The sequence below is a fragment of the Paenibacillus sp. PvR098 genome, from assembly GCF_017833255.1.
In the GTDB taxonomy this organism is placed as follows: Bacteria; Bacillota; Bacilli; order Paenibacillales; family NBRC-103111; genus Paenibacillus_G.
Window position 1 is genome coordinate 1,444,007 of sequence record NZ_JAFIBU010000001.1, and the last position, 24,728, is coordinate 1,468,734.

The following is a 24,728-nucleotide window of genomic DNA, read 5'->3' on the forward strand; positions in this document are numbered from 1 at the left end:
ACAAAGCGAATAGAAATGTTTGTTCGGTGACGAGTCAGTTATTTTTCAGTAACTTCAGCTTTCTTTCCTGCTACTATCTGTATCCTGGAGCTCATGATATAATGGATCAAGCAGTTAATGTAAGATACCGCATACATACGGGAGTGTTCAACTTGCGCCTGTTTATTCGCCTGCTGTCCGCGTTTATAGGTTTACTGCTCTTTCTGCCGATCCCATCGTCGGAATTCATTCATTCGGCGAAGGATGCTGCTTTATCACCGGTGATTGTCCAGCCCGCAACGAATGAATGGACGAAGGAGGAACTGCTCAAGCCCCCGAATATCATCTTCGTTCTAAATGAAACCTTTTGGGATGCGACTCAGTTAACGGAGCTTACGTTCAGCCGGGATCCGATTCCTTTTTTTCACGCGATGCAAGAGCAGTTCACGCACGGCACGATGCTGTCTCCCATGTTCGGCGGAGGTACAGCGAATGTCGAGCTCGAGGTGCTGACCGGACACTCCATGAGATTTTTCCCGGAGCATTCTATCCCTTACGAAACCGTCATTAAACAACCAACCGCTTCACTAGCCAGCATTTTGTCACAACAGGGCTATACAACTACAGCCATCAGCCCTTTCCACGGATGGTTCTTCAACAGCTTCGAGGTATATAAGCACCTTGGTTTTTCTCAGTTTATCAGCTTGGAATATTTTAACCCTAATGAATATGTGGGACCGTACATCGGTGATTATGCCGTAACGAGACGTATTATTGAGGAAAGCGCGGAAAGCCCAGGCGCCGACTTCATCTTCGCCAATACGATGGAAAACCATTACCAATACTATCCTGGCAAATTCAAGAAAAATACGATTGATATTAAAGGAAATGAACTATCGCCTGAAGCGATCGGCATTGCGGAGACATTTGCTCAGGGCTTGACCGCTGCAGACAGAATGCTGCAGGAGCTGGTCCTCTATTTTGATCAGGTGAAGGAGCCGACGATACTCGTCTTTTTCGGAGATCATTTGCCGTCTTTGGAGAAATATTTCGTATATGAGGAAGCGGGGTACATCAGCGGCGAGGACGACCCGGAATTTCTCAACAAAATGTATCATGTTCCTGTTCTCGTTTGGAGCAACTACTTACCGGAAGAGAAGAAAGAAACATTGCATTTCAGCCCCTCTTTTCTCGGTCCCTATGTGCTTAGTCTAGCGAACAGGCACGGCAGCAGCTACACCGATTATTTGGGTGAGCTATCCAGGCATATGCCGATTCTCCCACCGAAAAGCTATTATGAAGCGATGAATATTGATGAAGTAGTCGTAAGAGAGTACGAGGCACGGCAAAACGCCATCCTGGAAGCAGAGAAGCAAGCCGGAGGGCAGCGCACCAGTTTCGTGCTTGGTTATGGAGAACCGCGGATTGAAGAAGTATCCCCGGATCAGGTAGCGCTTGGAGATAAATCGAGACTAACCGTCCGCGGCGGGAGATTCGGCATCGGCAGCACCGTATTCATAAACGGCATGAAGCTCCAGACGATGTGGTTGAGCGAATCTTCTCTCCGTGTGAAGCTCCCTAAAGAGCTGGTTGTCCATCCCGGCCTGCTCGAGCTGCAGGTCATGGTGATGGACACGAAAAACCATATCCTTGCTGAGTCGAATATCGTGGCCGTTCCTGTTCGAGAGCAGCAGGAAGATTAAATGAACAACCCAAAATCCTCGTTCCGATACGGACGAGGATTTTGGGTTGTTCCGCGCGTTGATTCGTAGGTTGTTGAAGCATGTCGATCCATGCGCTTGCCCGGGAAATGACGATCCACGATCAGTTGATGCAAGAATGGACGCATGCCAATCAAATGATCAGCCAATCGCTGCAAGGCTTATTCCTCGCGGTGCCACAGCTTCTGCAGCTCCACGCTTGTCTCCAGCAGTTCTTCCAAACGGCCAGCAGCGTCCACCCGACCATGCTTCAGCACGATGATATGGTCCGCACGAGCAAGCGCGGCCTTGCGGTGAGAGATGACCAGGCACGCCGCCCCCTGCAGCTGCTTTTCCAGACGCTCCCACAGTTTCCCTTCCGTATCCACGTCCAGCGCGCTGGACAAATCGTCAAAAACGAGCAGCTCCGCCTCACGCACAAACATACGGGCCGCTGCCGTTCGCTGGGCTTGACCGCCTGACAGCTTCACGCCTCGCGGTCCGATGACGGTAGAGAGCCCCTGAGGCAGTCTCTCTAAATCCTCCTCCAACACCGCGGAGCGGATCGCCCGACGCAGCCGCTCTTCCTCCGGCCGTATGCCGAGCAGAATGTTGTTCTCCAGCGTGTCGCTGTAGAGCCGCGGAATTTGCGGCGTATAGGCGCTGCGCGGGGGAACGAAAAATTCGCTAGGGTCCGCCACCGACTCGCCGTTCCAACGGATATCCCCTGCCTGCATGGGCAGCAGCCCTAATAGCGTCCGAACCAGCGTCGTCTTCCCCGAACCCACCCGTCCGGTAATGACGGTAAACGTGGCCCTCGGCAGTCGAAGGTCAATGCCTTCGATCCCCCTTCCCGTCTCCGGATAATGGTAGGTTAAACCGCGTACATCCAATACGTCGAGCTTGTCTCTATTTGTTCGAATCGGTTCAGATGGCTCTGGCAGCTCTCCACGGAGATACAATGGATGATGCTCTGTCAAACGCTCTGGCTCTGCTCCTTGCAGCAATGCCTGAAGCCGTTCTTTGGCTACTTGACTGACTTTGAAATAAGTCATAAACTTACCGAAGTTTTGGATAAACTGCGTCACGAAAGTCAAGTAATACACGAATAAAGCAAAATCACCGACCGTAAAGCTGCCGCCCCGCATTTTTTCCGCCGCCAAAAGAAGAATCAAGCCCGTACCGAAATTGACGGCATTGGAAAAGATCGAGTCCAGCGACGTTGTCAAAAGCTGGTCCTTCAGCATCGCTTCCCGCCGTTGTCCGTTGAGCCGTTTAAAGCGTCCGATCACGCGATCTTCTGCGCCGGCTACTTGAACGGATTGCACCGTTCCGAACATTTCGCTAATCGCTCCCGTGACTTGGCTTGTCGCTTCCCGGCTGGCTGCGCGATATTTCTGCAGCATCGCTGTAAATAACTGAGCTACTGTCACAACAATGACCAGCGGCAGGAATACCCATAATGTCATCTGCGAGTCAATCCGTACGAGGATAAAGGCTGAAACGGCGGCAAATAACATCATGCCCAGCGCATCCGCCGACCAGCTGACCGTTTCTTCCACTTGATCGACGTCATCCCGAAACGAGCTGATCGCTTCCCCGGGCGAGCCGGGAATGGCTCGGGCCCCGGGTTCCTTCAGGATATGCTTCAGTACATTACGACGCAGCAGCCCGCCGATCCGAAATCGGAAGTGAACGTCGGTCATGAAGCCAAAAAGGATAAACACCACCCTCGCCAGCGCGGATAGAAGTAGAAATGCAATCAATGCCCCAACCCCGAAATGGTAGAGCGAATGACCCGACAACATATCAAAAAACTGCTTCGTAATCAGACCCGGCACAATCGGGGCCAAATAAATCAATGACCAAGCGAGCGCATTCCATAAGTACAATCCTTTACGGTAACGCGTCAGCTTCCACAAAAAGGAGAATGTCGTCATACCAGCAGCTCCTCCATTCCTACCTGAAGCATTCGGCTGTAATGGGAATGGGGATCGGCAGCCAGCCTTTCCCGATTCCCTTGCTCCGCAATATGTCCGTTATCCAGAACGAGGATTTGATCGGCCCTTTGTATCGTCGCAAGCCTGTGCGCAATGATGATACAGGTACGACCGAGAAGAAGCCGGTTCATAGCTTGTTCGATCCGCTGTTCCGTTGCAGGATCAAGCCTTGACGAAGCTTCGTCAAGGATGACGAGTCCCGGGTCGCGCAGGAACACCCTGGCGAACGACAGCAGTTGAGCTTCTCCAGCTGACAGGCCGCCCCCGCCTGATTCCAGCATGGAATCCAGTCCACGGGGCAGCGTGCGGAGCCAATGAACCAAACCGAGCTCCCTCAGCACCTCCTCGACTCTCCGGTCATCGACCGACTCGTCATAGAACGTCAGATTGTCGCGCACCGTCCCTTGAAAGATCTCGATATTTTGCGTTACCATCCCGACACGGCTTCGCAGCTCGTGAAGCCTGGCTTCCCGAATATCGATCCCCTCAAGCTCAATACGCCCTTGTCCCGGGTCGTAAAAACGCAGAAGAAGCCGCGCCAAAGTCGTTTTGCCGCTGCCCGTCCTACCGAGCAGGCCCAGCACCTGACCGCGCTCTAGACGGAAGCTGACATGCTCAAGTGTTGCGCTCTCCGGATCATATCCGAATTCGACGCCGTCGAATTCCACTGACAACGGACCTTCCGGTATGGCAGCGCCCTTACCGTCTTGTATGAGTGATTGGGTCTGCAGCAGTTCGCGTATACGTACGATACTTGCGTCCGCTTTTTGCAGATCCTCCATTTGGGTTCTGATTTGTTCAATCGGCTTGGCCATCAGTTCGGTGTAGTAAAAAATCATATATACCGTCCCTATCGTAATCGAGCCCTGCCTCCACAAATAGAAGCTGATTGCGAAAGCAACCGCACTGCCAATCGCAAACACCAGCAGCGTCGTAATCCACATCGAAGCCCAGCCGAGATACGCCCGAATACGGATCGGCAGCCATTCGCGAAGCAAACTGTGAAAGCGATACATCACATATCCCGTTGCTCCGCTCGCGCGGGTATCCTCTGTACCCTCCAAGTGCTCGCCAAGAAAACCGTAAAAAGTAGCGTTCACCTGTCTCAGCTTGCCCCAATGCGGCACCGCAAATTTGCGGATATATTGAATAGAAGCGATGGCAAAAATCACAAAAAAAAGCATCCCCATGCCGATCAGCCAGCCTTCCCGAAACAGCAGCACGAGCATACCTGCCACAAGCAGCAAATTACTCACCAGCATGATCACGAAATTGGAGAAAAAGTTAGACAAATTATTGATGTCCCCATCCACCCGTTCAATGAGCGCGCCGGAGGTCTGAGATTTGTGAAATGACATATCCAGCTTCAGACAGTGAGCGGCCACAGTCTCGCGCAGCTGATTTGTCGCAATCCATCCGACGTTAGCGCCTATATATGACGCCCCCACCGCCATCAGCTGCTGCACCAATGTAACACCTATAAATAACCCGGCGGCAAGAACCAGCGGTCTGCTGCTCTCCTGCTCCTGCGCCGTATCGATAAAGTAGCGAATGATTTGCGGGTTGATGAGCTGCATCGCAATGCCGCTTAACAGCAGAACCGCAAGAATAGCCATACTTTTGCGCTGAGGCCTCAAATAGTGCTGCAGCAAGCTGGCATATTCCCGGGCAGGTATTTTGCGTATAACCTTATTCATGTTCTCCCGCATCCCCCTTTGAGTAAAAACATTCTAACATAGGACGAGCCTAATTCACTATAGGTAGTGCGGGAAAATAAAAAGCCCCCGCGCGAAAGCTGCGGAAGCTTAATGAATGCAGAGTAACTCTGTTCAATTGTTGAGCTGATCAGCCTCAGAAGCCGCTACGCTGAAAATCATCCTTACAGCCGAGGCTTGTCCTTGCCGGACCGCTGGATAGACTAATTTTCACGCTAACAACGTTGTGCCGTCGGCTGCCGACCTACAAGAGCTTCTTGCGCATGCGCACGTGCCATATGCCCGCATCAATAAACGGCTCGGGCGAGATCGTCTCGTACCCGAGCTTACGGTAGAATGACTCAGCCTGCGTCTGCGCATCCAGGATGACCGCAGGAACGCCTTGGGCCCGAATGTCAGCCTCCATCGCTTGGATAAGCTCGCGGCCGATTCCACGTCCGCGATAAGACGCGAGCACGGCGATTCGCTGGAGCTTTGCCGTCTGCCCGTCATACATCCGCCAGCGGGCAGCCCCAACAGGCTTTGAGCCTTCGGTTGCAAGAAAATGCCGGCAAGCCATCCAAGAATCGTCGAACTCATCCATTTCGAGATCTGGCGGTACCTGCTGCTCTTCCACAAACACGTTTATTCGAACGGAAAAGCAGCCTTTAAGCTGCTCCTCCGTATGTACGAGTATGATGTTGAGATTCAAACTGCGACCCCCAAGTCTATTCTAGCATCCAGGTTTCGCCCGGCTGCATCGCTCTGCCCGTGATTCCCTTAGCTGTAAGGCTTTCCGCGAACGCTTGCGCATCCTGCTGGATTGGCGGGAACGTATTAAAGTGCAGAGGTACAACAGTTTTGGCTCGTAACCACTCTGCAGCTAGTGCCGCATCCTGAGGTCCCATCGTAAACACATCGCCGATGGGTAGAAACGCCAGATCAATTTGGTTACGCTCTCCGATCAGCTTCATATCGGAGAACAGTGAGGTATCCCCGCTGTGAAGAATGGTTAACCCGTTCCAGCGAATGATATAACCGCCCGGCATGCCTCCATAAATGATCTTCTTTTCTTCCTCAAGCACGATGCCGGAGCTGTGAAACGCTTGGATCATCTCGATGTCTGCATAACCAAGAGAGGTGCGGCCGCCAATATTCATAGCAAACGTCTTCGTCCCCTGCCAGCTCATGTACGTTGCCAGCTCGAAGGTAGCGATGACAGTGGCATCATTTTTCTTTGCGATCGGAACAGTATCCAGAATATGGTCCTGGTGTGCGTGTGTAAGTAAAATGTGCTCTACCTGTAGATCCTCCGGTTTCGTAGCGGCCAAAGGATTACCTGAAATGAACGGATCGATGATCAGAGAGTGCCCTCCGTGACTAAGCTGCACGCAGGAATGCCCATGATAGTGGATTTCCATAATTTTTACTCCTCCTTGGTATTGGAATGGATTGCCCATTCAGGCAAGCGCTTCATTCATTGTATCAAAGAAACGGCCACAAACTCAAAAAAGAAGAAAACCGGCTCCCCGTTCTTCTCCTCTTGTGGATACGATGCTGCAAAGCCTAATGCGTTCAGGCAAAAGCCTTCATTAAAGCCTCCCTGACGCGATCTTTGTTAAAGGGCTTGACGATAAAATCGATAGCGCCCATCGATACTGCTCGAATCAGAAGCGCCTGCTGCCCCATGGCAGACACCATGATGACTTTCGCCTCCGGATCCAACCTTTTGATTTCCTGCAGCGCGGTAAGGCCGTCCATCTCCGGCATGGTAATATCCAATGTAACCAAATCCGGCTTAAGTTCAGAATAAAGCGTAAGGGCCTCTACGCCATTACTCGCCTCGGCCACAATTTCATACCCGAATTCATCCAAGGCATTTTTCAGAATCATTCGCATAAATAAGGAATCGTCTACGATTATTATTTTTTTCACCCCGGATTACCCCCACTTGAATGTTGTATGTTCGCAAGGATAAACGGCTTCCATGACCTATAAAGGGCACGTGCGTTGGTCAAGATGATTCGTAAGACTCGTATGAACCTTGCGATATACATGCTGATTCACTAAAAAAGACCTCCCTATAGCCGTATGGGAGGCCCGCATCAGACGATATCCTCTGGTCCTTCGGCTGCTGGCGACTTAGTTAACACATTAGTCCCTTTAGCTTGCTTCCTTGACTTCCGTCAAGTTTGCCTTGCTCGAATGAAACCGATTGTAAAATGTATTATAGCATCCTATGTCGAAAATACAAGAGCGAAAACGCAGACCAACAGACCGTTATACGGCTTCCTTTAAATAGTTAACAAACGCATCCGGCTGAAGCGGAGCCCTGTAGTAATAGCCTTACACTTGGTCGCGCACGACTCAGATCTTGGTATTACTCTCTCCATCATACCACAAATAAACCGTATTGTCGGCCTGAGGGGTCAAAAGAAAAATAAGAGCGCTTCCAGCTTCGAAATTGAGAAGCCGGAGGCGCTGAAGGTGTTGAGAGATTACCGTCATATCGACGAGGTTCATGTTAAAGGGACAAGTCAACCAACTGTCAAGGCGGTTTGGTACCTCTCTGGGTGATGGAGCTTGTATGGCCGAGGCCATCCCACTGGCAAGTACCCTCAGGAGGGACTACATGCTCATTGTTTCTCCCTTGTTGCTCGCTAATTCCTTCTGTTCACCGAACAACAATTTGAGAAGCGGAGGTGTAATCAAGGTAGTCAGAATGACGACAATGATAACCGATGTGAAAAACGCCTGTGGTAGAAGATTCATTTCGAGTCCAATGGCCGCAATAATCAAGGCCACCTCGCCGCGGGATACCATGCCCGCTCCGATGCTTAAAGACGATTTCCAATTAAAACCGGTCACACGTGCTCCCAAGCCGCATCCGATGATCTTAGTCAATACGGCCATTACAGTAAGCCCGGCAATGAGCGGAAGCTGGTCCATAATCCCGTCAAAGGTTACGGAAACACCGATACTGACAAAAAACACGGGAACGAACACTGCATAAGCGATTGGCTCCAGCTTGTGCACGACTTCTGTCTTAAAATTCGTTTGGGCCACCGCGATCCCTGCTGCGAACGCACCGATAATACCAGCGATTTGCAGCGACTCGGCAAGGTAAGAAAAACCGAAGCAGACGATCAGTGCAGCAGTAATGACCGTTTCAGACACGCGCAGCGGTGCGATCCGTTTCATCACCCATGGAACGACCTTCCAGCCGAGAACAATGATGAGAGCAAAGAACAGTACTTTTTTGCCTATCAGCAGCCCTAAGCTGACGTCCCCGCCGCCCACAAAAAAGCTCATCAAGAATGCAAGCAGAATGACGACCAAAATATCGTCAACGATGGCTGCGCCAAGAATAGTAACGCTTTCTCTACTTTTTAATTGTCCCAAATCCTTAAGCGTTTGCACCGAAATACTAACGGAAGTCGCCGAGAACAGTAAACCCAGGAACAACGATTCGGCTTGCCCAAGCCCCATGAGTTGCCCTCCGTAGTATCCTCCAAGCAGAGGCATGATTATCCCTCCGACGGCCACTGTAACCGATGAATTCCGGTTCCGGTTTAACTCCTGGACATCCGTTTCCAAACCGGCAATAAACATCAATAACAAAACCCCGATTTGGCTGAACGCTTGCAGCAAATCTGAATTTTGGATCCATCCCAGCAACGCGGGTCCAATGAGGATACCCACGATGAGCTTGCCTAGGACAGCAGGCTGGCCAAGCCTTACGCAGAGGTCCCCTGCGAGTTTCGTGCAGACCAAAATGATTAATAATTGAAAGAAAAACAGCAAAGCCTACCACTCCCGTCATAATTGATTTGCAGCACAAAAGGAGCCTGTACAGACTGATTGCGTCTGTGACAGGCTCCTCCTAAGAACTGCTAATATTCATTTGTTGACTCTATTATTATAGCATTGGATATACTAATAATTCAAGAGTTTTATTCGTTTTAACGTAAACGCCATGCGGCATCGTTCAATCACAGTTCGTTACGGAAAGCTCGCGGGGAAGTGTGCTTATCGATGACCACGCACCCCATTCCCGTCATTTCCGCCCAGTCGGATATATGCACCCGCAGTAACGGTGTAAGAGAAGACCGTGTGATGGGCACCCCCCGCCAAAATCCAAGCCTCAGCCGAGTCCCGCAGCGACGGCTGCGGCTTACGAAGCTCAGCTTGAACGGTATAGACGAATCTTGGTCGAATCCAGCGATCATTCGCCTGGAATGCTCACCCACCTCTTTCAAAGGTACCCCGGTTCTTTTTGTATTTCTTACCTTAAAGCGGCGTACACTAAGAAAGTTCAGAAGGGTGGAGCATCTATGCTTATATTTCAATTAGCTATCATATTGCTAGCATCTAAAATGGCCGGGGACATCAGCAGCAGGTTAGGACAACCCTCCGTACTTGGCAAACTACTTATAGGTATCGTTCTTGGCCCCACTGTCCTGGGAGTCATAACTAACACGGAGATCCTTAAAGAATTCAGTCAAATCGGTGTTATACTCTTGATGTTTATAGCTGGTCTTGAAACCGATACGAAGGAGTTCAAACGTACAGGGAAGAGCTCGATATATGTAGGCATACTTGGAATTATTGCGCCCTTATCTGTAGGCTATTTAGCGGGTAAAATGATCGGACTCCCACCAATAGAATCCGTATTTCTCGGTCTATTGCTGTCAGCCACAAGTGTTAGTATTTCTGTCCAGGCTCTTAAAGAGATGGAAAAATTAAAATCTAGAGAAGGAACAACCATACTTGGTGCTGCGGTAATTGATGACATTCTTGTCATTATTGCACTGGCCTTTGTCATGAGCTTTGCAGGCGGCGAAGTAGACTTAGCATCGGTGATTTTGAAAAAGGTTTTATTTTTTGCTATGGCGATCCTTATTGGATGGAAAATGGTACCTTGGATCTTAAAAAAATTTGCGCCTCTTCGCGTAACGGAATCCGTGATTTCTGCCGCACTTATCATTTGTTTCGTTTACGCATATTTAGCTGAATATGCCGGGGTAGCAGCCATTATTGGAGCTTACATTGCGGGTGTAGCGATCAGCTTAACTAAACATACACATGAAGTTGCTGAAAAAGTGGAAACGATAAGCTATTCTTTATTTGTTCCTGTTTTCTTTACATCCATTGGGGTCACCGTTGAGTTCGTGGGGATCACGCAAAATACATGGCTTATTGTAGGTTTAAGTGTAATAGCAATACTTACAAAACTGTTTGGCTCAGCCTTAGGAGCTAAATTAGCGGGCTTTCGCTGGAGGAATTCTTTTGGCATAGGGGCTGCAATGGTTTCTCGCGGCGAAGTGGCCCTAATTATTGCCGCAATGGGATTAGATTCCGGCCTCTTGAACAGTAATATGTTTGCTGTGATTGTTATTGTTATATTAATAACAACATTAGTAACTCCTCCAATGATGAAGCTGTTTTTCAATACGCCAGAACATGCAAAGCAAAGCTCACCATAAATCAACTCAGGTACGCCCGCATCACGAGTTTTCATTTTACGCAAGAAGGAGCCCTTTGATAGGACTCCTTCTTCATTTACAACCTATTCGAATAACTTGGGGGGTTCCTTGTGCGATTCCGATCGGATCCGTGGCGTGACGTCCTTCCTTAGCGGCTCGCCCATAGTCTCGGGACGGTTAGGAACATACGGCGGGGGTGTCTGCTTTATTTGCGGTAAATAAGGTACTCCCGTTGCCTCCAAACGTGCGCCGCAGTCTGTACAGAATTTCGCCTGCTCGGGAACAGATAGACCGCAAGCACACCGTTTCTCATGCTTCAATAAACGGATCTGTTCTTCTAATTCACGGATTTGTACCTCCAGGGCTTGATTCTCCTGCGAATACATTCGTACCGATTTCTCCGCCATGCTAAGGTCTGCCGATTTATAAGCCTCGTACACCTCTAAACCGATTTGATAGATGTTTTGGTCAAGTTGTTTTCGCTTCGAATGGATTTGCGCCGATATTTTGGTCACCTCTATAGCTTGTTGGGCTTTATCTGCCGCGCGGCTTGCCCCTTGCTTTAGCTTAGACAAGAAATGGTTCATGCTGCAACCCCTCCTACTCCTAAACATTCCCTATACTGTATCATACCGAATATCTTGCTGGTATATAACCAAATTCACGCGGCTTGAAACAACGGATTTCAAAACACGTGGATTTAAAAAAACAGAGCTGCGTCTTTCGCAGCCCCATTGTATTATGTCCATTATCCAGCTTGACCCGTTCTAAGCCTTCTGGTCGCTTTAATGCTATCGTAATACTCAGGACTGCCGCTGACCAGCCAATTCCGGTGTCCTACAGCCGTTTCATCCTGCTCCGGCTCTCCATACGACCATTCCTCGCCGATCCCTTCAACGTAATCTTTCATCAGCATCAGAAGGGCAGCGCTCCATTGCCGTGTTCCTCTGATAGTAGGAACCAATGGATAATATTTATCGTAAGCCGCACGAATCAGTGTATGGACCACTTCCTGCAGCATTCCCGGAATATCCGCTTCCTCTACCTTTGCCGCGAGCGCGGCGGGCATCTCTGGCTCGTCTGTAGCTGCATGCTTCTCGTAATCCTCCGGCGTGACGAAACCTTTTTGCATGGCCATCCACAACTTCATGCGGTCGAGCGCTGGCTTGTACGCTACAGGTACCGAGATGGTCAGCTCCGGCTTCGGATCGTCAAGATTTATGACGAACGATTCTTCAAACTTATTCAGCTTTACGTTTCCGCGTACACCCAGCCATCTTAAAGCAAGCAGCCCATGCGTTCTGGCTTTTGGATCGATCGCCTCGTTGCGGCAAACCCTCCGCAGCATCTTTTCACTGCGAGCATCCGGAATCATGCACAGCAGACGGATTCCGGTAAGCACCGATTCCGCATCTTGCTCGAGCCATATTTTGATCTGCTCATAAACGTTATCAAGCGGCTCTGCCATCAGCCAATCGAGCTCAATCCGCCGGTTCGCATATTCGGAGAGACTTAGAATGCTCTGCTCCTTAAGCGTCGCTTCCCCGTAACGTTCGACCAAATCCCGATACGATTGCTCCAATTCCTCGGCCATCTGCATAAACGACTGCTTCTCCTGAGTGCTCAAGCCGTCCCGGGTAAGCATGCTTCGCAGCCATTCCGCCATGGCTCCAGGGCTTTGCCGCCACATCATCATGGCAAATGAAATCATTTCCTTATCGTAAGGAACTTCTTGCTGCATGGCAAAACGGGCAAGAATCGTTTGTACATCATACTCTTTACGCATCAGGCTCAGGGACAGTACAAGACCGTTCCATGCGTTACCGTTTTCTTGATTTTCCACAATCGCGCGATAAAAACAAAAAGTTGCCGCCCCGTATGATTCGGCTTGCAAGTATTGTCGGCCCAATCCGCCGAAATCCCCGTATTGACTCATCGAATGTTCTCCCCCATGATGATGTTTGAATATATGACAAGTATACATGACAACCTAGCCGTAAGAAAGCTTTGTTTGTTCGAGATTAGCGCAATCTAAACCCGTATAGAAAAATTCGGAGGCGATGAACTTGTCTTATTACTGCGCAGTATGTAATGGAATGGAACCGCTAGAGTACCCCTGCCCTGTATGCGGACATCCGGCGAGTGATGAAGGAAAACTTAGCGATTTTTACGGACCTTACTCCCCTTACCGGCCCATCGATGATCTAAAGATGATTAACGGGTACGACGAGGACATGAAGCTGCATTTATGTATTCATTCCGTCTACTGCACTGAATGCTGTAAATCTTCAACATATCCAGTAGAGGAAAAAAACGGACTGAACTAAAAAAAAGCTGCAGCTTCATTTAAGCTAGCTGCAGCTTTTTAGCCCTGCGTCCGTATTTCATTTTAAAGAATTTCTCGAACAGCTGTTTGACCATCCGAATTTCAGAGGGAGTAAGCTTCATAATCGAGAAATACGTTTGAACCTTCTCATCTTCTATAAACTTGTCCCATGTCAGGACATGATCACTTGATAAAGCTTCGTCCAGACTGGACGCAATTTGTTTTTTAATTCCGCCCGTACATATTTTAAATAAATCTTTACCATAATATCGTTCAGAAGCGACGGTCTCTGGTTTGATCCGAAGCAGCTGAACCGCATTCAGCGCATCATCGAGTGCAGAATGGTGCTGACCGATCGGCTGCAGTTCATAGCCCGCCAACGCTTTGTGCAGGCCTCCTTCGAACATTGAGGTCATATCAATCAGTTTCGCAAGCCATTCGTCAGCGACTCCGTTTACTTTACAATCCACGAATAAATGAAAGTAATCGCTGCCGCCCCAAGCCAGCATCTTATAATCCTCTCCGCAAAAATCAATAAACTTGTCAATCACGTTTCGAAACCGATCGCTTTGAAGCAAGGTTTCTTTCGGAATGCCTGTAAACTGTAAGGCGAATTTATTTAATCGAAATTTGGGGCGAATGTAGCTTTGGAACGTATCTACAATCTCAAATCGGTCGTCCAGCTTGACTGCCCCGATTTCGATAATTTCCATAGGATGAATGTCATAATGCTTTCTGCCGTTAAACTCTAAATCAATGACGATATAATGCATGTCTTATCTATCACCTCTTTTATAAGAATACCACGTTCAGCTTGCGTTTCCTACCATTATTCATTGCCATTTCATGTTCAAATGCCAATATTTAACGCTTAAAACCTCGCTTTTAATCCTATATGATGGAGTTATCACCATGATATAGGAGCTGATAGATTTGCTTAAGACCGCACGAATCGCAGGTCTCACCGCCAGCCTGCTGCTGTTTTCAGGAATAGCATATGGAGCTACATACACGATCCAGCCCGAAGATTCCCTTTGGAAGATTGCGACAAAGCACAAAATAAGCGTTGCAGCATTGAAGGAAATGAACGGACTGTCGTCGGACGTCATTTATCCCGGACAAGCCTTGAAGGTTCCCGGCCATACCGCATACACCGTGAAAAACAATGAATCCATGTGGGATATCAGCAAGAAATTTGGCATCACCTTAAACGCATTGATTGCCGCAAATACGCAAATTGCAAATCCGAATAATATTTGGAACGGTTTAACTGTATTCATACCGGATGCGCAGGTGGCAAAACCCTCGTTAACTAAGCCGGCTTCTTTAGCTGACGGTCTTTTTCCTTTGTCTAAGAACAGCTATCAAGGTCCTCTAGTAAATAACTACAGCGACAACCGAAGCTGGTCGCCAACCGTCAATACCGACCGTAAGCATGAAGGAGTCGATATTGTCGCTGCTAAAGGCACTCCGGTCTACAGTGTATACGATGGCGAAATTATCAATTTTGGCTGGAATGAGTATGGAGGCTACCGTGTGACGGTTCGGGTGAACAGCACAACCGTGTTTTATTATGCTCATCTCAGTAAATATGCGGCAGGCATTGGAAAAGGGAGCAAGGTGAAGAAGGGGCAGCTGCTTGGATATGTCGGCAGTACGGGATACGGCCCCGAAGGCACGGAGGGAAAGTTCGAACCTCATTTGCATTTTGGAATTTATAAAACCGACAAATCTGCGTGGTACACGGTGGATCCGTTCCCCTATCTGAAATGGTGGGAAACAAACCGCTAAGCCGCGTCCAAAACATGCTCAGCCCCCCATCCTCTTTTAGGATCGGGGGGCTTTCACTACATTCCCTCCTCACAGAAAAACCCGCATAGCGCGGGCTTTACAATCTTAATTGTTTTCCTTCTGACCTACGACCGTATCGGTCCAGGCTTCGTAGCATTTGATAATGGCGCTCATATCCTCCGCACCCAATCCGCTGTTACACGCCGTTTGGAACACCTGCTTGACCGAAGACAACACAGGTACCGGAACCTGAAGCGACTCCGCCAACCGGTTAGCCAGCTTTAGATCCTTATGCATCAACTGTGTCATGAACTGCGCTGAAAAATCACGATCGACCATCTTGGGGCCTTTCATTTCCGCCATTCCGCTGCGTCCTCCACCGCCGGCTAGCACCTCCAAAAATCGTTCCGGGTCTCCCCCTGACTTTTGAATCATTACCAGGCTCTCGGAAAGCGCCATCAAATTGGCCGCTACCAGCATATTATTGGCAAGCTTGGCATTCGCCCCGGCTCCGCTGCCTCCCATGTAAATCGCTTTTTTACCCATAATATCAAAGAAAGGAGAACATTCGTCAAAGATTTCGCTTTTTCCTCCAACGATGAACGTCAGCATGCCTTCGATGGCCTGCGGCTCACTTCCGGTCACCGGGGCGTCAAGCATTTCCACACCGTAAGAGGCCAATGTTTGTGCGAGCTTTTGGCTCAATTCCGTATAAATGGTGCTGCAGTCCACCACAATCCGCGGCTTGCTTCCGGCTGCCTCAGCGCAAACAGAAACAATGCCATGCTCACCCAAGTATACTTCCTCTACAGCCCTATCATCCGTTAGCATGGTGAAGACGATATCCGCTTGTGCCGCTGCTTCAGCCGGTGAGGCTGCAATGCGAACGGACGGAAGTCCTTCAAAATCCTTTGCTTTTTCACGATTGCGATTGTAAACCGTCAGCGGATACCCTGCTTTATGCAGATGAAGCGCCATTGGTTTCCCCATCGTACCCAATCCAATAAATGCCAATTTCAACTGTGCTTCCTCCCTTTTCTCTTCATTAAGATGTGAATGCAGTCCAATGTGAATATCATTGCAAACATGAATTTCCAATATTGCCAAACGCAACAATCATTTTATCATACAATATCCGTGAATATCTACGTTATTTTGGGGCCTGTCACCTCATTATTTGACCTATAGTTTTGTATTTGTTACTCTCATGACCAGAGGTGATCTACGAATGAAATTGGGTATACTGGACCAATCCCATATATGTGAAGGACGAACGGCCGCCGATGCGCTCACGGAAACGACTAAGCTTGCGCAAGAAGCAGACAGGCTCGGCTATACCCGTTACTGGATATCCGAGCATCATGCCTCGAAGTCTCTCGCACATTCGAGCCCGGAGGTGCTGATTGCCCATTTGGCCGCGGCGACGTCTCGCATTCGGGTCGGTTCGGGAGGGGTCATGCTTCCCCACTACAGCGCCTATAAAGTCGCGGAGAATTTCAGGCTTCTCGAAGCGCTTCATCCTGGCCGAATCGATCTCGGGCTTGGACGTGCACCAGGCGGTGTCCCGCTTGCTACAAGAGCTCTTCAAGAAGGGAAAGCCGTTGATATCGACCAGTATCCTCAGCAGGTGGCTGATTTGACCGGTTACTTACACGATGCACTGCCCACCTATCATCGGTTTGCCCGATTGCAAGCATCCCCTTCCATTTCAACGGCTCCCGAGCTGTGGCTGCTCGGTTCAAGTGACGAAAGTGCTAAAATAGCCGCACGGCAAGGGGCCGGATACGGCTTTGCACAGTTTTTCGGAGCCCCGGGCGGTGAAGAGGCTATGCGATATTATCAGGAAAACTTCCGTCCTTCCGTTCTGAATGAACGACCGCAATCCCTGGTCGCCGTCCTGGTCATTTGTGCCGAAACAGAGGAAGAAGCGAATCGGCTCGCGATGAGCATGGATTTATTCTTTCTGCGATTGGAACGTGGTATGGAGCTGCATTCACTGCCTTCAGTGGAAACAGCGATGGATTATCCTTATACAGAATACGACTTTGAACGAATTCGCCAAGGCCGTCAGCGGCGGGTGATAGGTACGCCTGTGCAGGTTAAGGAAAAACTGCTCATGATGAGTGAACATTACCGTACCGATGAATTTCTAGTGGTCACCCCTACCCATGACTTTACAGCCCGTATTCGTTCGTATCAACTCCTAGCGGAAGCGTTTGGATTACAATTACAAGGATAAACAAAGCGGCTTGCTCCACAAGGGGGCAGGCCGTTTTGTTCTGATATACATTCAAACTGAAGCGCTGAACAGATCAGGCACATACTCGATTCGAGACTCTGCAACGATCGTTAATTGTTCATTCTGCGCATCGAATACCACAGGGCCATCCTTGACGTAATACCAAACTTTCTTCGTCGGTTGATCATCGAACTCATGAAAAAGAAACACGTTCAGTTCACTTTTCCATTTCAGGATTTCCTCTACGTTCGAATCCAGTGGTGTGTTCAGGATAAATCTCCAGCCTTCTCCCGCTTGCTCTTGTTTATATTCGACGGACTGCTTGCCTGTATCGATAAACGTTCTGCCTCCCACCGCATGTTTCACCAAAAGGGTTTCCTTCATTACAGTATCTCCTCCTTAAGGCAGATCGATCAGCATGAAGAACGCTTCTTCATCCGCCGTGATGGTCATTTGGGACAAAGCTTCGATTCTAGCTGTATCTCTGGTCCCCAGAGGGATGCCGTCCACCGTCAATCGTCCTTCGATGACAAATACAAACACACGCCGACCTTCCTCTTGTTGGAAAGAGATTTCCTTGGACTGCTCCAGCCTGCTTAAGTAAATCGTCATGTCTTGATGAATGACCGCCACTTGTTCTGATCCCTGATGCGAGACTACAGGCAGCAGTGTATTCATCATCCCCTTCGGATCGTAGCTGCTCGTTTCATAGGAAGGCATAAGTCCCCGCTCGCTTGGCATAAACCACAGCTGCAGGAGCTTCAGCTCCTCGGTCTCTGAAGCATTGTACTCCCCGTGAATCATCCCGCTCCCCGCCGTCATTCGCTGGATTTCGCCGGCAGAAGTCACCTCCACATTGCCCAAATTGTCCTCATGCTTGACTGCACCGCTAAGCACAATCGTGACGATCTCCATATCGCTGTGCGGATGGGGGCCGAACCCGCGCCCTGCTCCTACTTCATCGTCATTACATACCCGCATGACCCCAAAACTTGTATTGTCCGGGTCGTAATACTCTCCAAAGGATAAACTGGGACGGCTGCGCAGCCATCCAAGATCCACAGCATAGCGGGATTCCGCCGGATATACCTGAATCATATATGGAACTTCCTCTCCGAATGGATTGTTTGTTAGCTTACACTTATTTTAAGCCGTATGAGACAATTGTTCAAACCATGATAATATTTATTCATGAATGATTCCTCTATGATTCAAGTTCGGGTATACAGTCAATCGCATAAGGAATGAACAATACACTTGCAGCTGTTCCCCTGATTTGATATGCCATTTCTAAAGCTTCCTCTACGCTTTGAGCCGTTTTGAAAAACATAGACTCCAGAAGCTCGGATTCAATATGGGAGCCGACAATAATAATATGGCTTTTCTTCAATGCTCTGGCGAACATGAACGCTTTCGATGAATGGTCCGGTGTAAAGCCAAATTTGATAAATGCATCAATGACCTCCTGGGGATCGTTCGCGTCCGTAAGCCACTTGGCGAACTTGCCTACACCGTCTCTGCACTCCGCAACCAGAATGATTACACCGTCTTTTTGAACAACCATTTCTGCTGCAGTTACCGCTTTTTGCGCTTGATGCAAATCAAAATCTTTAGGATACCCTCCCGGACTCGTAATGACAATGTCATAGAGATGTTTTACTGTAATTTTCCAGCTTTCGTCGCATATCCTCACGCCTTCCTGATGAGCTAACACAAGATCCCCAGCCACAACAGAAACGATTTCTTTTTTGCTGTTTTTGACTACATTGATGATAAAATCCACCCCTACCCTTTGAGCAGCCTCCAACGCTTCGTCATGGAACGAATTGTTGTGCATTTGCCCTAAAATCGGGTCGTAGGAACGAATGGGAAAGGAGTGATGCTTCATCAGCGCTTTGATTCCCGCGACGCCCGGCATAATACTTTTGCGGCCCCCGCTGTAGCCCGCAGACTGATGAGGCGTGATAATACCCGTCAAAATTCTGACGGAGGCTTCGGCTACCATCCGGTTGACGACAATCGGCAGACCTCGTTTGGTTACGCCCAAGTCCACCAGGTTGTTCTCATCCTCACTATGGTGATTTATGATCTTCACTCTCGAGAACACATGGTCGCCGACCATCTTACGCAGTTCTTCATCTGTGTTTGGGCGGTGGTTCCCGGTTGCTACGACCAGCGTCACCTGCTCGTCACGAATTTGAATGGTAGCTAATTCGTCCAGGATCTCTTCAACAAACAAATCCGAGGGACTCGGGCGAGTAATATCGTTGATCACGATAACAATGGATTCTTTACCCCGACAAATATCCGCAAGGCGCGGTGTTCCGATCGGATTTCGGATACTGTTGCGAATTTCCGACCGTGGATTATGAAGCGCTTTCAAATCGGATGGGATCAACACATCCGCGTGCTCTGGCTTTTGTGTCTCAACTGCCGTTTCCCCATAAGGAATCTTGATCTTCATAGTTTTTCCTCCGATAATTAATTTATGGTTTTACGGATGAAAATACTTATTTCCTACATTCAACAATTCTAACGTAGGTTCCCATTGACAGCCGCACGAGCTGCGATAATGAATGGTATAGGGAAGAATCACCGTTTCGTGTTCATTCTCCCTCCCCTCTATTTTCTGGATCATCCGTTCGACCGCCATCACTCCCATCTCACTGGTCGGTTGGGCAATACTGGAGAGCGGTGGATCCATCAACGGGTTCACCGTCGAATCACTAAAGCCGATCAACGCAATATCTTCCGGACATTTCAGACCCATCTTTTTGAGCTGCATCAATACGCCCAGCATCATGTTCGTTCCGGATACAAAGATGGCACGGGGAGGATGGGGCAATTCCATAAGCTGCTGGGTGGCGATAAATCCTCCTTGAAAAGTGGAATGCCCTTCGACGATCCATTCGCGATGGACCTCCGCATGATGGTCCAAAAGCGCTTCGCTATAGCCTGCTTCCCTCTCCGAGCTAAGCATATTCGATCTGGCCCCAATAACAGCCGCGATGGACTGATAATTGTGTTTCTCGATCAAATGCGTCACGGCTTCGTATGCGGCTTTTTTGTTCTCAATCACAATATTGGTAGCTTGCTCACGATCCAGTCTTCGGTTAAGTAGAACGACTGGAAAATCAGCCGGGATGATGGGGCTTTCTTTCATTGTGCTGTTTTTGGCCGGGACGACGATCAGTCCATCAATCCGATTGGACAATAAAAGCTCAATCTGCATCTCCTCCATTTCCGGGTCATCACTGCTGTTCGTCACAATGACCGTATACCCCTGAAGTCGGGCAGCTTCTTCAATGACTCTGAACAGCTTGGAATAGATGGGGTTTTCGATATACGTGACGATTAAACCGATCGTTTTGGATCTGTTCATTTTCAAGCTTTTGGCAATCTTGTTGGGTGTGTATCCCGTCTCTCTTACCGCCTCAAGGACCTTTTGTCTCACGCCTTCGCTGACAAATTTGGTGTTATTGAGCACGTGGGATACGGTAGCTATGGACACATTAGCTTTTTTAGAAACATCTTTGATTGTCGCCATTGACCATCCCTACTTTAAAATATTGTACATAGAAAACGCAGTTAAACGTTTAACTAATTCTTGGATTTCATCCTAACATACTTTGCTCCCTTCGTCCATAATATACCAAAAAATAGGACAAAAATGACACCTGATAAATCCGTAATCCATGCCATAAAACACCATTTTATGTATTTCCCTTTAAGCTAATCTGTGCTTTAATAAGATAAGGGTAAAGGAATGCGGCTCGAAGCACCGCGGCCTTTTTTTGTTTGAACTCAAGTATAGGAGCTGGCAAAGTGGTAAACACAACTAAATTTATATACGTGATGTTGACCTTAGTCGTCATTTTCTGGGGATTAAATGTCGTGATGGTCAAATATTTGGCGGAGATGGTTCCGCCCTTTTTGCTTTCGGCTATCCGGATCCCGCTGGCAGGTATATTCTTTCTTCCTTTTGTCTGGCGTAAATACGGTTTGTATCGTCCGAGTCCAAAGCAGTGGCTGCTGTTGGCGCTCATCGGAACCACCTCTATTTTCTTTCACCAAATATTTCTTACTTACGGGCTCGTGACAACGACCGCGACGAACGCATCACTTATTCTCGGACTCAATCCGCTCACAACGGCACTTCTGGCTGCGCTTTTTGCCGGCGAGAAAATGAATCTCCGATTGTTTCTGGGCATATTGGCCGGGTTTTCAGGCGTATTGATTGTACTCCTGTCCAATTCACCTGGAGCTTCGATCGCAATATCAGGACATGGAGATCTGATCATGTTCTTATCGATGCTGACTTACGTCATCGGCGGACTGTTTATCAAAATGTTAGCGGGCACGAACATGCCGATCCTTATCATCACGACTTACTCCACCCTTATTGGCGGAGTGATGTTAAATTTCGGTGCCTTTATCCAATACGGAACGTCCGCACATGAATACGTCCATTTCACAGCGATGGGCTGGTTTGTACTGCTGCTATCTTCTTGGGTGGCCACTTCCCTGGGCTCGCTGGGCTGGAATCACGCAATCAAGCTGATCGGGGCCAACAAAACAGCCATGTTCATTAACGGCATGCCGTTTGCAAGCATGATTGGCGCTGTCTTGTTTCTGAGCGAACAGATCCAATGGATTCACGCGCTGGCCTTCGTTCTGACAACCTTGGGCATCGTCATCGGGACCTATCAGCCAAAAGCAGCATCCGGCTCACAGGCCAGCACACTAACTTCTTCAGGGCCTAAGAGGCTTGGCCACTAGAGACATGATCCTTTGGTTCGGATCTATACAATCCGATGATAACAAAAAGCAGTCTATTCACTTCTCTTGAAAGTGATAGACTGCTTTACCTTTTAATTTGATCCCAAGACCATACAGGCCTCAAACACAGGCTTGCCGTCCTGGAATTCCCCTCTAAAATAAATGCTTCCCTCGCTAAGCTCCGACCTTAGAAGCAGTATGTCATCTCCCATTCGCGCTTCATTGTGATAGGTAATCCGAAAGGTTCGCGGCGAGATTCGATTTAATTCCTCTTCGGTAAGTGCATCCATACAAATGTCCACATATCGAGAGTTATTTAAATGCCCGTTAGCATCAATTCCACTATATCGCACCCGCACTTGATAGGCCTCATGAAGCAGTACATCCGATGGAACCTGCACTTTATCGGGCACATCACCAATAGATTCTTCAGAGTGAACATCAAGCTGATACGGGAACGCTGAAGGACGCAGTATTTTTCTCTTCCCCACATCGACCAGGGCCCATACCGTTCTGGATTGTAAAATCAGGCTTCCCGCCTCATCCAGTACTCGGTAATCCCTTAACCATAAGACACCTTTTGTTCCTTTACTCCAAGTTTGTATGGAGATCGTCTCCAATATTTGAGGCATCCTTTTGAATTCTATATCTAACGTAATCAACATCCAGCCCATGCCGCTATCCTTCATCTCTTGCCAAGGAACCCCCATGTTCTCCACATGGGCATCTGCTGCTCTTTGCATTAAAGCCAGTAAAGAGGACAGACGACATTGACCCCTGAAGTCGGTATAATCTGAGCTGATCTTATAGTCGTCCTTCCACGAACCCCGCATGGTCCATCCTCCCTTTTTCCCAAGCTAGCACAAAAGATTCATATCGCCGGTTTTCTGGAACGGAATCCAATTTCCCGAAGTGTCTTTCAATCGCAAAAATCTGAGACATGTGCGCTTTTAATGCATCTGCTTTCATGGGCCACTGTTCTTCCGTATCTATGACAATCGAGGGCTTGTAACCTTCCTCCATTAATGTATTGGACATGGAATAATAAAGCTTGTTCACGGACGGACATCTTCCGCTTAATACCGCAGCCGTTGTCATTTTGGATATGGTCATATGATCAGGATGGAAGTTTCCGCCGTCCGCCGGAAAAGTGAACAGCATCGACGGTTCATATGTATTTACGAAGTTGACTATGCCGTCAATAAATATTTTTTCATCCACGGTATTCGATTTGCCGTCGGGAAACCCTAAATGCTCAACTACAGATAATCCAAGGATTTCCGCGGCCTTCTCCATCTCTTTAACCCTGACCTCAGCCAATTCCTCATTGCTTAAATGGCTTAAGTAACCGTTCTTTTTACCGGCATCCCCTTTCGTCGCAAGCAGAAGAACAGGCCGATGCCCTTGATCCGCGAGCTGCCTGATTAGACATGCGCTCAGAAAAGTTTCATCGTCCGGATGTGCATATATAAACCCTACGGTTTGACTCACTTCATCAGCCCCCTTACATTATTATAGTCAAATGAGGAGATGAAGTTAAGCTTTATTGTGATGCTGTTCATCGTACCATGATCCGTCCATTTACGAAAAAAAATCCGCCTTTCTTCAAAGAAAAGCGGAGCCATCTCTTCAAAGTAGGGCGGATCGTATGATTTTTATACATCAAAGTGAACTAGACGCACTTCTTGTCATAACAAAAAGCTTACGGTCTCTGTAAACACGAAAACCGTAAACTTCATATAACAATGAATGATGTTCCATGGTCCATATCAGTATGGATTAATACTGCTTCTCCAAATCAACGCGGTTTAAGGACGGCTCCCGGCCCTCAACATAATCGCGCAAATTATGCAGGAAAAGCTCAACCACCCGCTCGTCATAATAAACGGTCGATCCCGAATTATGCGGGGTCATGATCACTTGCTCCATCCCCCAAAGAGGGCTGGACTCCGGCAGAGGCTCCTGCTCAAACACATCGAGACCCGCACCTGCAATGACGCCCTCTTGCAGTGCGTTAATCAATGCATCCGTGTCTGTGGTAGCTCCCCTGCCGATATTGATAAAGAAGGCCGAAGACTTCATCCATTGAAATTCCCTACGGCCAATCAGGTGCCCGGTTTCTTTCGTCAAGGGAAGTGTGACGACAATATAGTCACTCGCAGCAAGCAGCTCATCCAGTCCATGACGATCATACATGCGGTCTACATACGGAGAGGATTTCCCCGATCTTCTGAAGCCCAGCACGTTCATGCCGAACGCTTTGGCCAACCGGGCAGTTTCCTCGCCAATGGCCCCAACGCCGATAATACCGATCGTTTTCCCATGGATTTCGCCCAGCCTTCCGGTATTCTGTTTGGTTCCGAATCGAAAGATGGATTTTACGCGTCCATCCGAGCATCATCCCAATAATAGTTTCAGATATCGGATAAGCATGGACGCCGCTCGCATTGGTTACGATAATGTCTTTCTGCGCGAAGTCTTCAAACGGCATATTATCGACGCCTGCGTTCCAACTCTGTACCCAACGCAGCTTCGAGCCTGGCTTCAAGCACTCCTCTTGTACTGCGCTGTTCCAGCCTACAATGATCTCAGCATCCTTCAAATGCGTAAGCCATAGCTCCTTCTCTTTGCCGTGAACGAAATCCCAATCAGGTGCGGTCTGGCGAATGAGCTCTGCTTGATGCGGAGACAAAGATTGGACACATACGATTTTCGACATTGGCCTAGACATCCC

The 24,728-nt window shown here is 48.6% G+C and carries 22 protein-coding genes, 2 pseudogenes and 1 riboswitch; of the genes and pseudogenes, 5 read left to right on the forward strand and 19 right to left on the reverse strand.

Translation table 11 applies throughout. The annotated features are described in order from the left end of the window. The first annotated feature begins 101 nt into the window (after positions 1 to 101). The gene (locus tag JOE45_RS07240; protein WP_210020841.1) at positions 102 to 1,682 is read left to right on the forward strand and encodes a sulfatase-like hydrolase/transferase; all 1,581 of its coding nucleotides are present in this window, start codon (positions 102 to 104) and stop codon (positions 1,680 to 1,682) included. On the opposite strand, the gene JOE45_RS07245 is transcribed toward JOE45_RS07240, so the two are convergent. From JOE45_RS07245 to JOE45_RS07280, 8 genes and pseudogenes are all read right to left on the reverse strand, one after another. Then, positions 1,679 to 1,858 (reverse strand): hypothetical protein, encoded by a 180-nt coding sequence (locus JOE45_RS07245; RefSeq protein ID WP_210020840.1) that lies wholly within the window; start codon positions 1,856 to 1,858, stop codon positions 1,679 to 1,681. The genes JOE45_RS07240 and JOE45_RS07245 overlap by 4 nt on opposite strands. Before the next feature lie 3 nt (positions 1,859 to 1,861). Continuing rightward, on the reverse strand, positions 1,862 to 3,619 hold the full coding sequence (locus JOE45_RS07250; RefSeq protein WP_210020839.1) for an ABC transporter ATP-binding protein: 1,758 nt from the start codon (positions 3,617 to 3,619) through the stop codon (positions 1,862 to 1,864). Then, positions 3,616 to 5,376 (reverse strand): ABC transporter ATP-binding protein, encoded by a 1,761-nt coding sequence (locus JOE45_RS07255; RefSeq protein WP_210020838.1) that lies wholly within the window; start codon positions 5,374 to 5,376, stop codon positions 3,616 to 3,618. The genes JOE45_RS07250 and JOE45_RS07255 overlap by 4 nt, the downstream gene beginning before the upstream one ends. A gap of 262 nt (positions 5,377 to 5,638) precedes the next feature. Further along, positions 5,639 to 6,085 (reverse strand): GNAT family N-acetyltransferase, encoded by a 447-nt coding sequence (locus JOE45_RS07260; RefSeq protein WP_210020837.1) that lies wholly within the window; start codon positions 6,083 to 6,085, stop codon positions 5,639 to 5,641. 16 nt (positions 6,086 to 6,101) lie between these two features. Next, entirely contained in the window at positions 6,102 to 6,794 is a 693-nt protein-coding gene (locus JOE45_RS07265; RefSeq protein ID WP_210020836.1) for a metal-dependent hydrolase, read from the reverse strand. A gap of 154 nt (positions 6,795 to 6,948) precedes the next feature. Further along, entirely contained in the window at positions 6,949 to 7,308 is a 360-nt protein-coding gene (locus tag JOE45_RS07270; protein WP_210020835.1) for a response regulator, read from the reverse strand. 191 nt (positions 7,309 to 7,499) lie between these two features. Beyond that, positions 7,500 to 7,580: riboswitch (cyclic di-GMP riboswitch) on the reverse strand. A gap of 421 nt (positions 7,581 to 8,001) precedes the next feature. Next, the gene (locus tag JOE45_RS07275; protein WP_210020834.1) at positions 8,002 to 9,177 is read right to left on the reverse strand and encodes a cation:proton antiporter; all 1,176 of its coding nucleotides are present in this window, start codon (positions 9,175 to 9,177) and stop codon (positions 8,002 to 8,004) included. Between the two features lie 188 nt (positions 9,178 to 9,365). After that, positions 9,366 to 9,555, reverse strand: a pseudogene (locus tag JOE45_RS07280) (L-arabinose isomerase); the annotation flags it as partial. 152 nt (positions 9,556 to 9,707) lie between these two features. Between JOE45_RS07280 and JOE45_RS07285 the strand changes: the two are divergent. After that, positions 9,708 to 10,859, forward strand: coding sequence for a cation:proton antiporter (locus JOE45_RS07285; protein WP_210020833.1), 1,152 nt, complete (start codon positions 9,708 to 9,710; stop codon positions 10,857 to 10,859). Positions 10,860 to 10,942: 83 nt separating this feature from the next. Here the strand turns inward: JOE45_RS07285 and JOE45_RS07290 are convergent, their stop codons facing one another. The 3 genes from JOE45_RS07290 to JOE45_RS07300 all read right to left on the reverse strand — a co-directional run bounded on the left by JOE45_RS07290 (position 10,943) and on the right by JOE45_RS07300 (position 13,958). After that, entirely contained in the window at positions 10,943 to 11,446 is a 504-nt protein-coding gene (locus JOE45_RS07290; protein ID WP_210020832.1) for a zinc ribbon domain-containing protein, read from the reverse strand. Positions 11,447 to 11,607: 161 nt separating this feature from the next. Beyond that, a complete protein-coding gene (locus JOE45_RS07295; RefSeq protein ID WP_210020831.1) occupies positions 11,608 to 12,795 on the reverse strand; it encodes a HEAT repeat domain-containing protein in 1,188 nt (395 codons plus the stop codon). Between the two features lie 410 nt (positions 12,796 to 13,205). Continuing rightward, entirely contained in the window at positions 13,206 to 13,958 is a 753-nt protein-coding gene (locus JOE45_RS07300; RefSeq protein ID WP_210020830.1) for a 3'-5' exonuclease, read from the reverse strand. 160 nt (positions 13,959 to 14,118) lie between these two features. Between JOE45_RS07300 and JOE45_RS07305 the strand changes: the two genes are divergently transcribed. After that, entirely contained in the window at positions 14,119 to 14,976 is an 858-nt protein-coding gene (locus tag JOE45_RS07305; RefSeq protein WP_210020829.1) for a M23 family metallopeptidase, read from the forward strand. Between the two features lie 105 nt (positions 14,977 to 15,081). Here the strand turns inward: JOE45_RS07305 and JOE45_RS07310 are convergent, their stop codons facing one another. Further along, complete coding sequence (locus JOE45_RS07310) at positions 15,082 to 15,996, reverse strand: NAD(P)-dependent oxidoreductase (RefSeq protein ID WP_210020828.1); 915 nt, start codon at positions 15,994 to 15,996, stop codon at positions 15,082 to 15,084. A gap of 208 nt (positions 15,997 to 16,204) precedes the next feature. On the opposite strand from JOE45_RS07310, the gene JOE45_RS07315 reads away from it, so the two are divergent. Continuing rightward, a complete protein-coding gene (locus JOE45_RS07315; RefSeq protein ID WP_210020827.1) occupies positions 16,205 to 17,215 on the forward strand; it encodes an LLM class flavin-dependent oxidoreductase in 1,011 nt (336 codons plus the stop codon). 51 nt (positions 17,216 to 17,266) lie between these two features. On the opposite strand, the gene JOE45_RS07320 is transcribed toward JOE45_RS07315, so the two are convergent. The 4 genes from JOE45_RS07320 to JOE45_RS07335 form a co-directional block, all read right to left on the reverse strand. Further along, positions 17,267 to 17,599, reverse strand: coding sequence for a hypothetical protein (locus tag JOE45_RS07320; protein WP_210020826.1), 333 nt, complete (start codon positions 17,597 to 17,599; stop codon positions 17,267 to 17,269). A gap of 15 nt (positions 17,600 to 17,614) precedes the next feature. Continuing rightward, entirely contained in the window at positions 17,615 to 18,313 is a 699-nt protein-coding gene (locus JOE45_RS07325) for a pirin family protein (protein WP_210020825.1), read from the reverse strand. 106 nt (positions 18,314 to 18,419) lie between these two features. Beyond that, positions 18,420 to 19,679: a nickel-dependent lactate racemase family protein gene (locus JOE45_RS07330; protein ID WP_210020824.1), complete on the reverse strand. Its 1,260-nt coding sequence runs from the start codon at positions 19,677 to 19,679 to the stop codon at positions 18,420 to 18,422. A gap of 30 nt (positions 19,680 to 19,709) precedes the next feature. After that, a complete protein-coding gene (locus JOE45_RS07335) occupies positions 19,710 to 20,762 on the reverse strand; it encodes a LacI family DNA-binding transcriptional regulator (protein ID WP_210020823.1) in 1,053 nt (350 codons plus the stop codon). Positions 20,763 to 21,040: 278 nt separating this feature from the next. On the opposite strand from JOE45_RS07335, the gene JOE45_RS07340 reads away from it, so the two are divergent. Further along, complete coding sequence (locus tag JOE45_RS07340; protein WP_210020822.1) at positions 21,041 to 21,994, forward strand: DMT family transporter; 954 nt, start codon at positions 21,041 to 21,043, stop codon at positions 21,992 to 21,994. A 92-nt stretch (positions 21,995 to 22,086) separates the two neighbouring features. Here the strand turns inward: JOE45_RS07340 and JOE45_RS07345 are convergent, their stop codons facing one another. The 3 genes and pseudogenes from JOE45_RS07345 to JOE45_RS24145 all read right to left on the reverse strand — a co-directional run bounded on the left by JOE45_RS07345 (position 22,087) and on the right by JOE45_RS24145 (position 24,713). Next, positions 22,087 to 22,827: an acyl-[acyl-carrier-protein] thioesterase gene (locus JOE45_RS07345; protein ID WP_210020821.1), complete on the reverse strand. Its 741-nt coding sequence runs from the start codon at positions 22,825 to 22,827 to the stop codon at positions 22,087 to 22,089. Then, on the reverse strand, positions 22,799 to 23,485 hold the full coding sequence (locus JOE45_RS07350; protein ID WP_210020820.1) for a PIG-L deacetylase family protein: 687 nt from the start codon (positions 23,483 to 23,485) through the stop codon (positions 22,799 to 22,801). The genes JOE45_RS07345 and JOE45_RS07350 overlap by 29 nt, the downstream gene beginning before the upstream one ends. Before the next feature lie 288 nt (positions 23,486 to 23,773). Further along, positions 23,774 to 24,713: pseudogene (locus tag JOE45_RS24145) on the reverse strand (D-2-hydroxyacid dehydrogenase). Positions 24,714 to 24,728 lie beyond the last annotated feature (15 nt).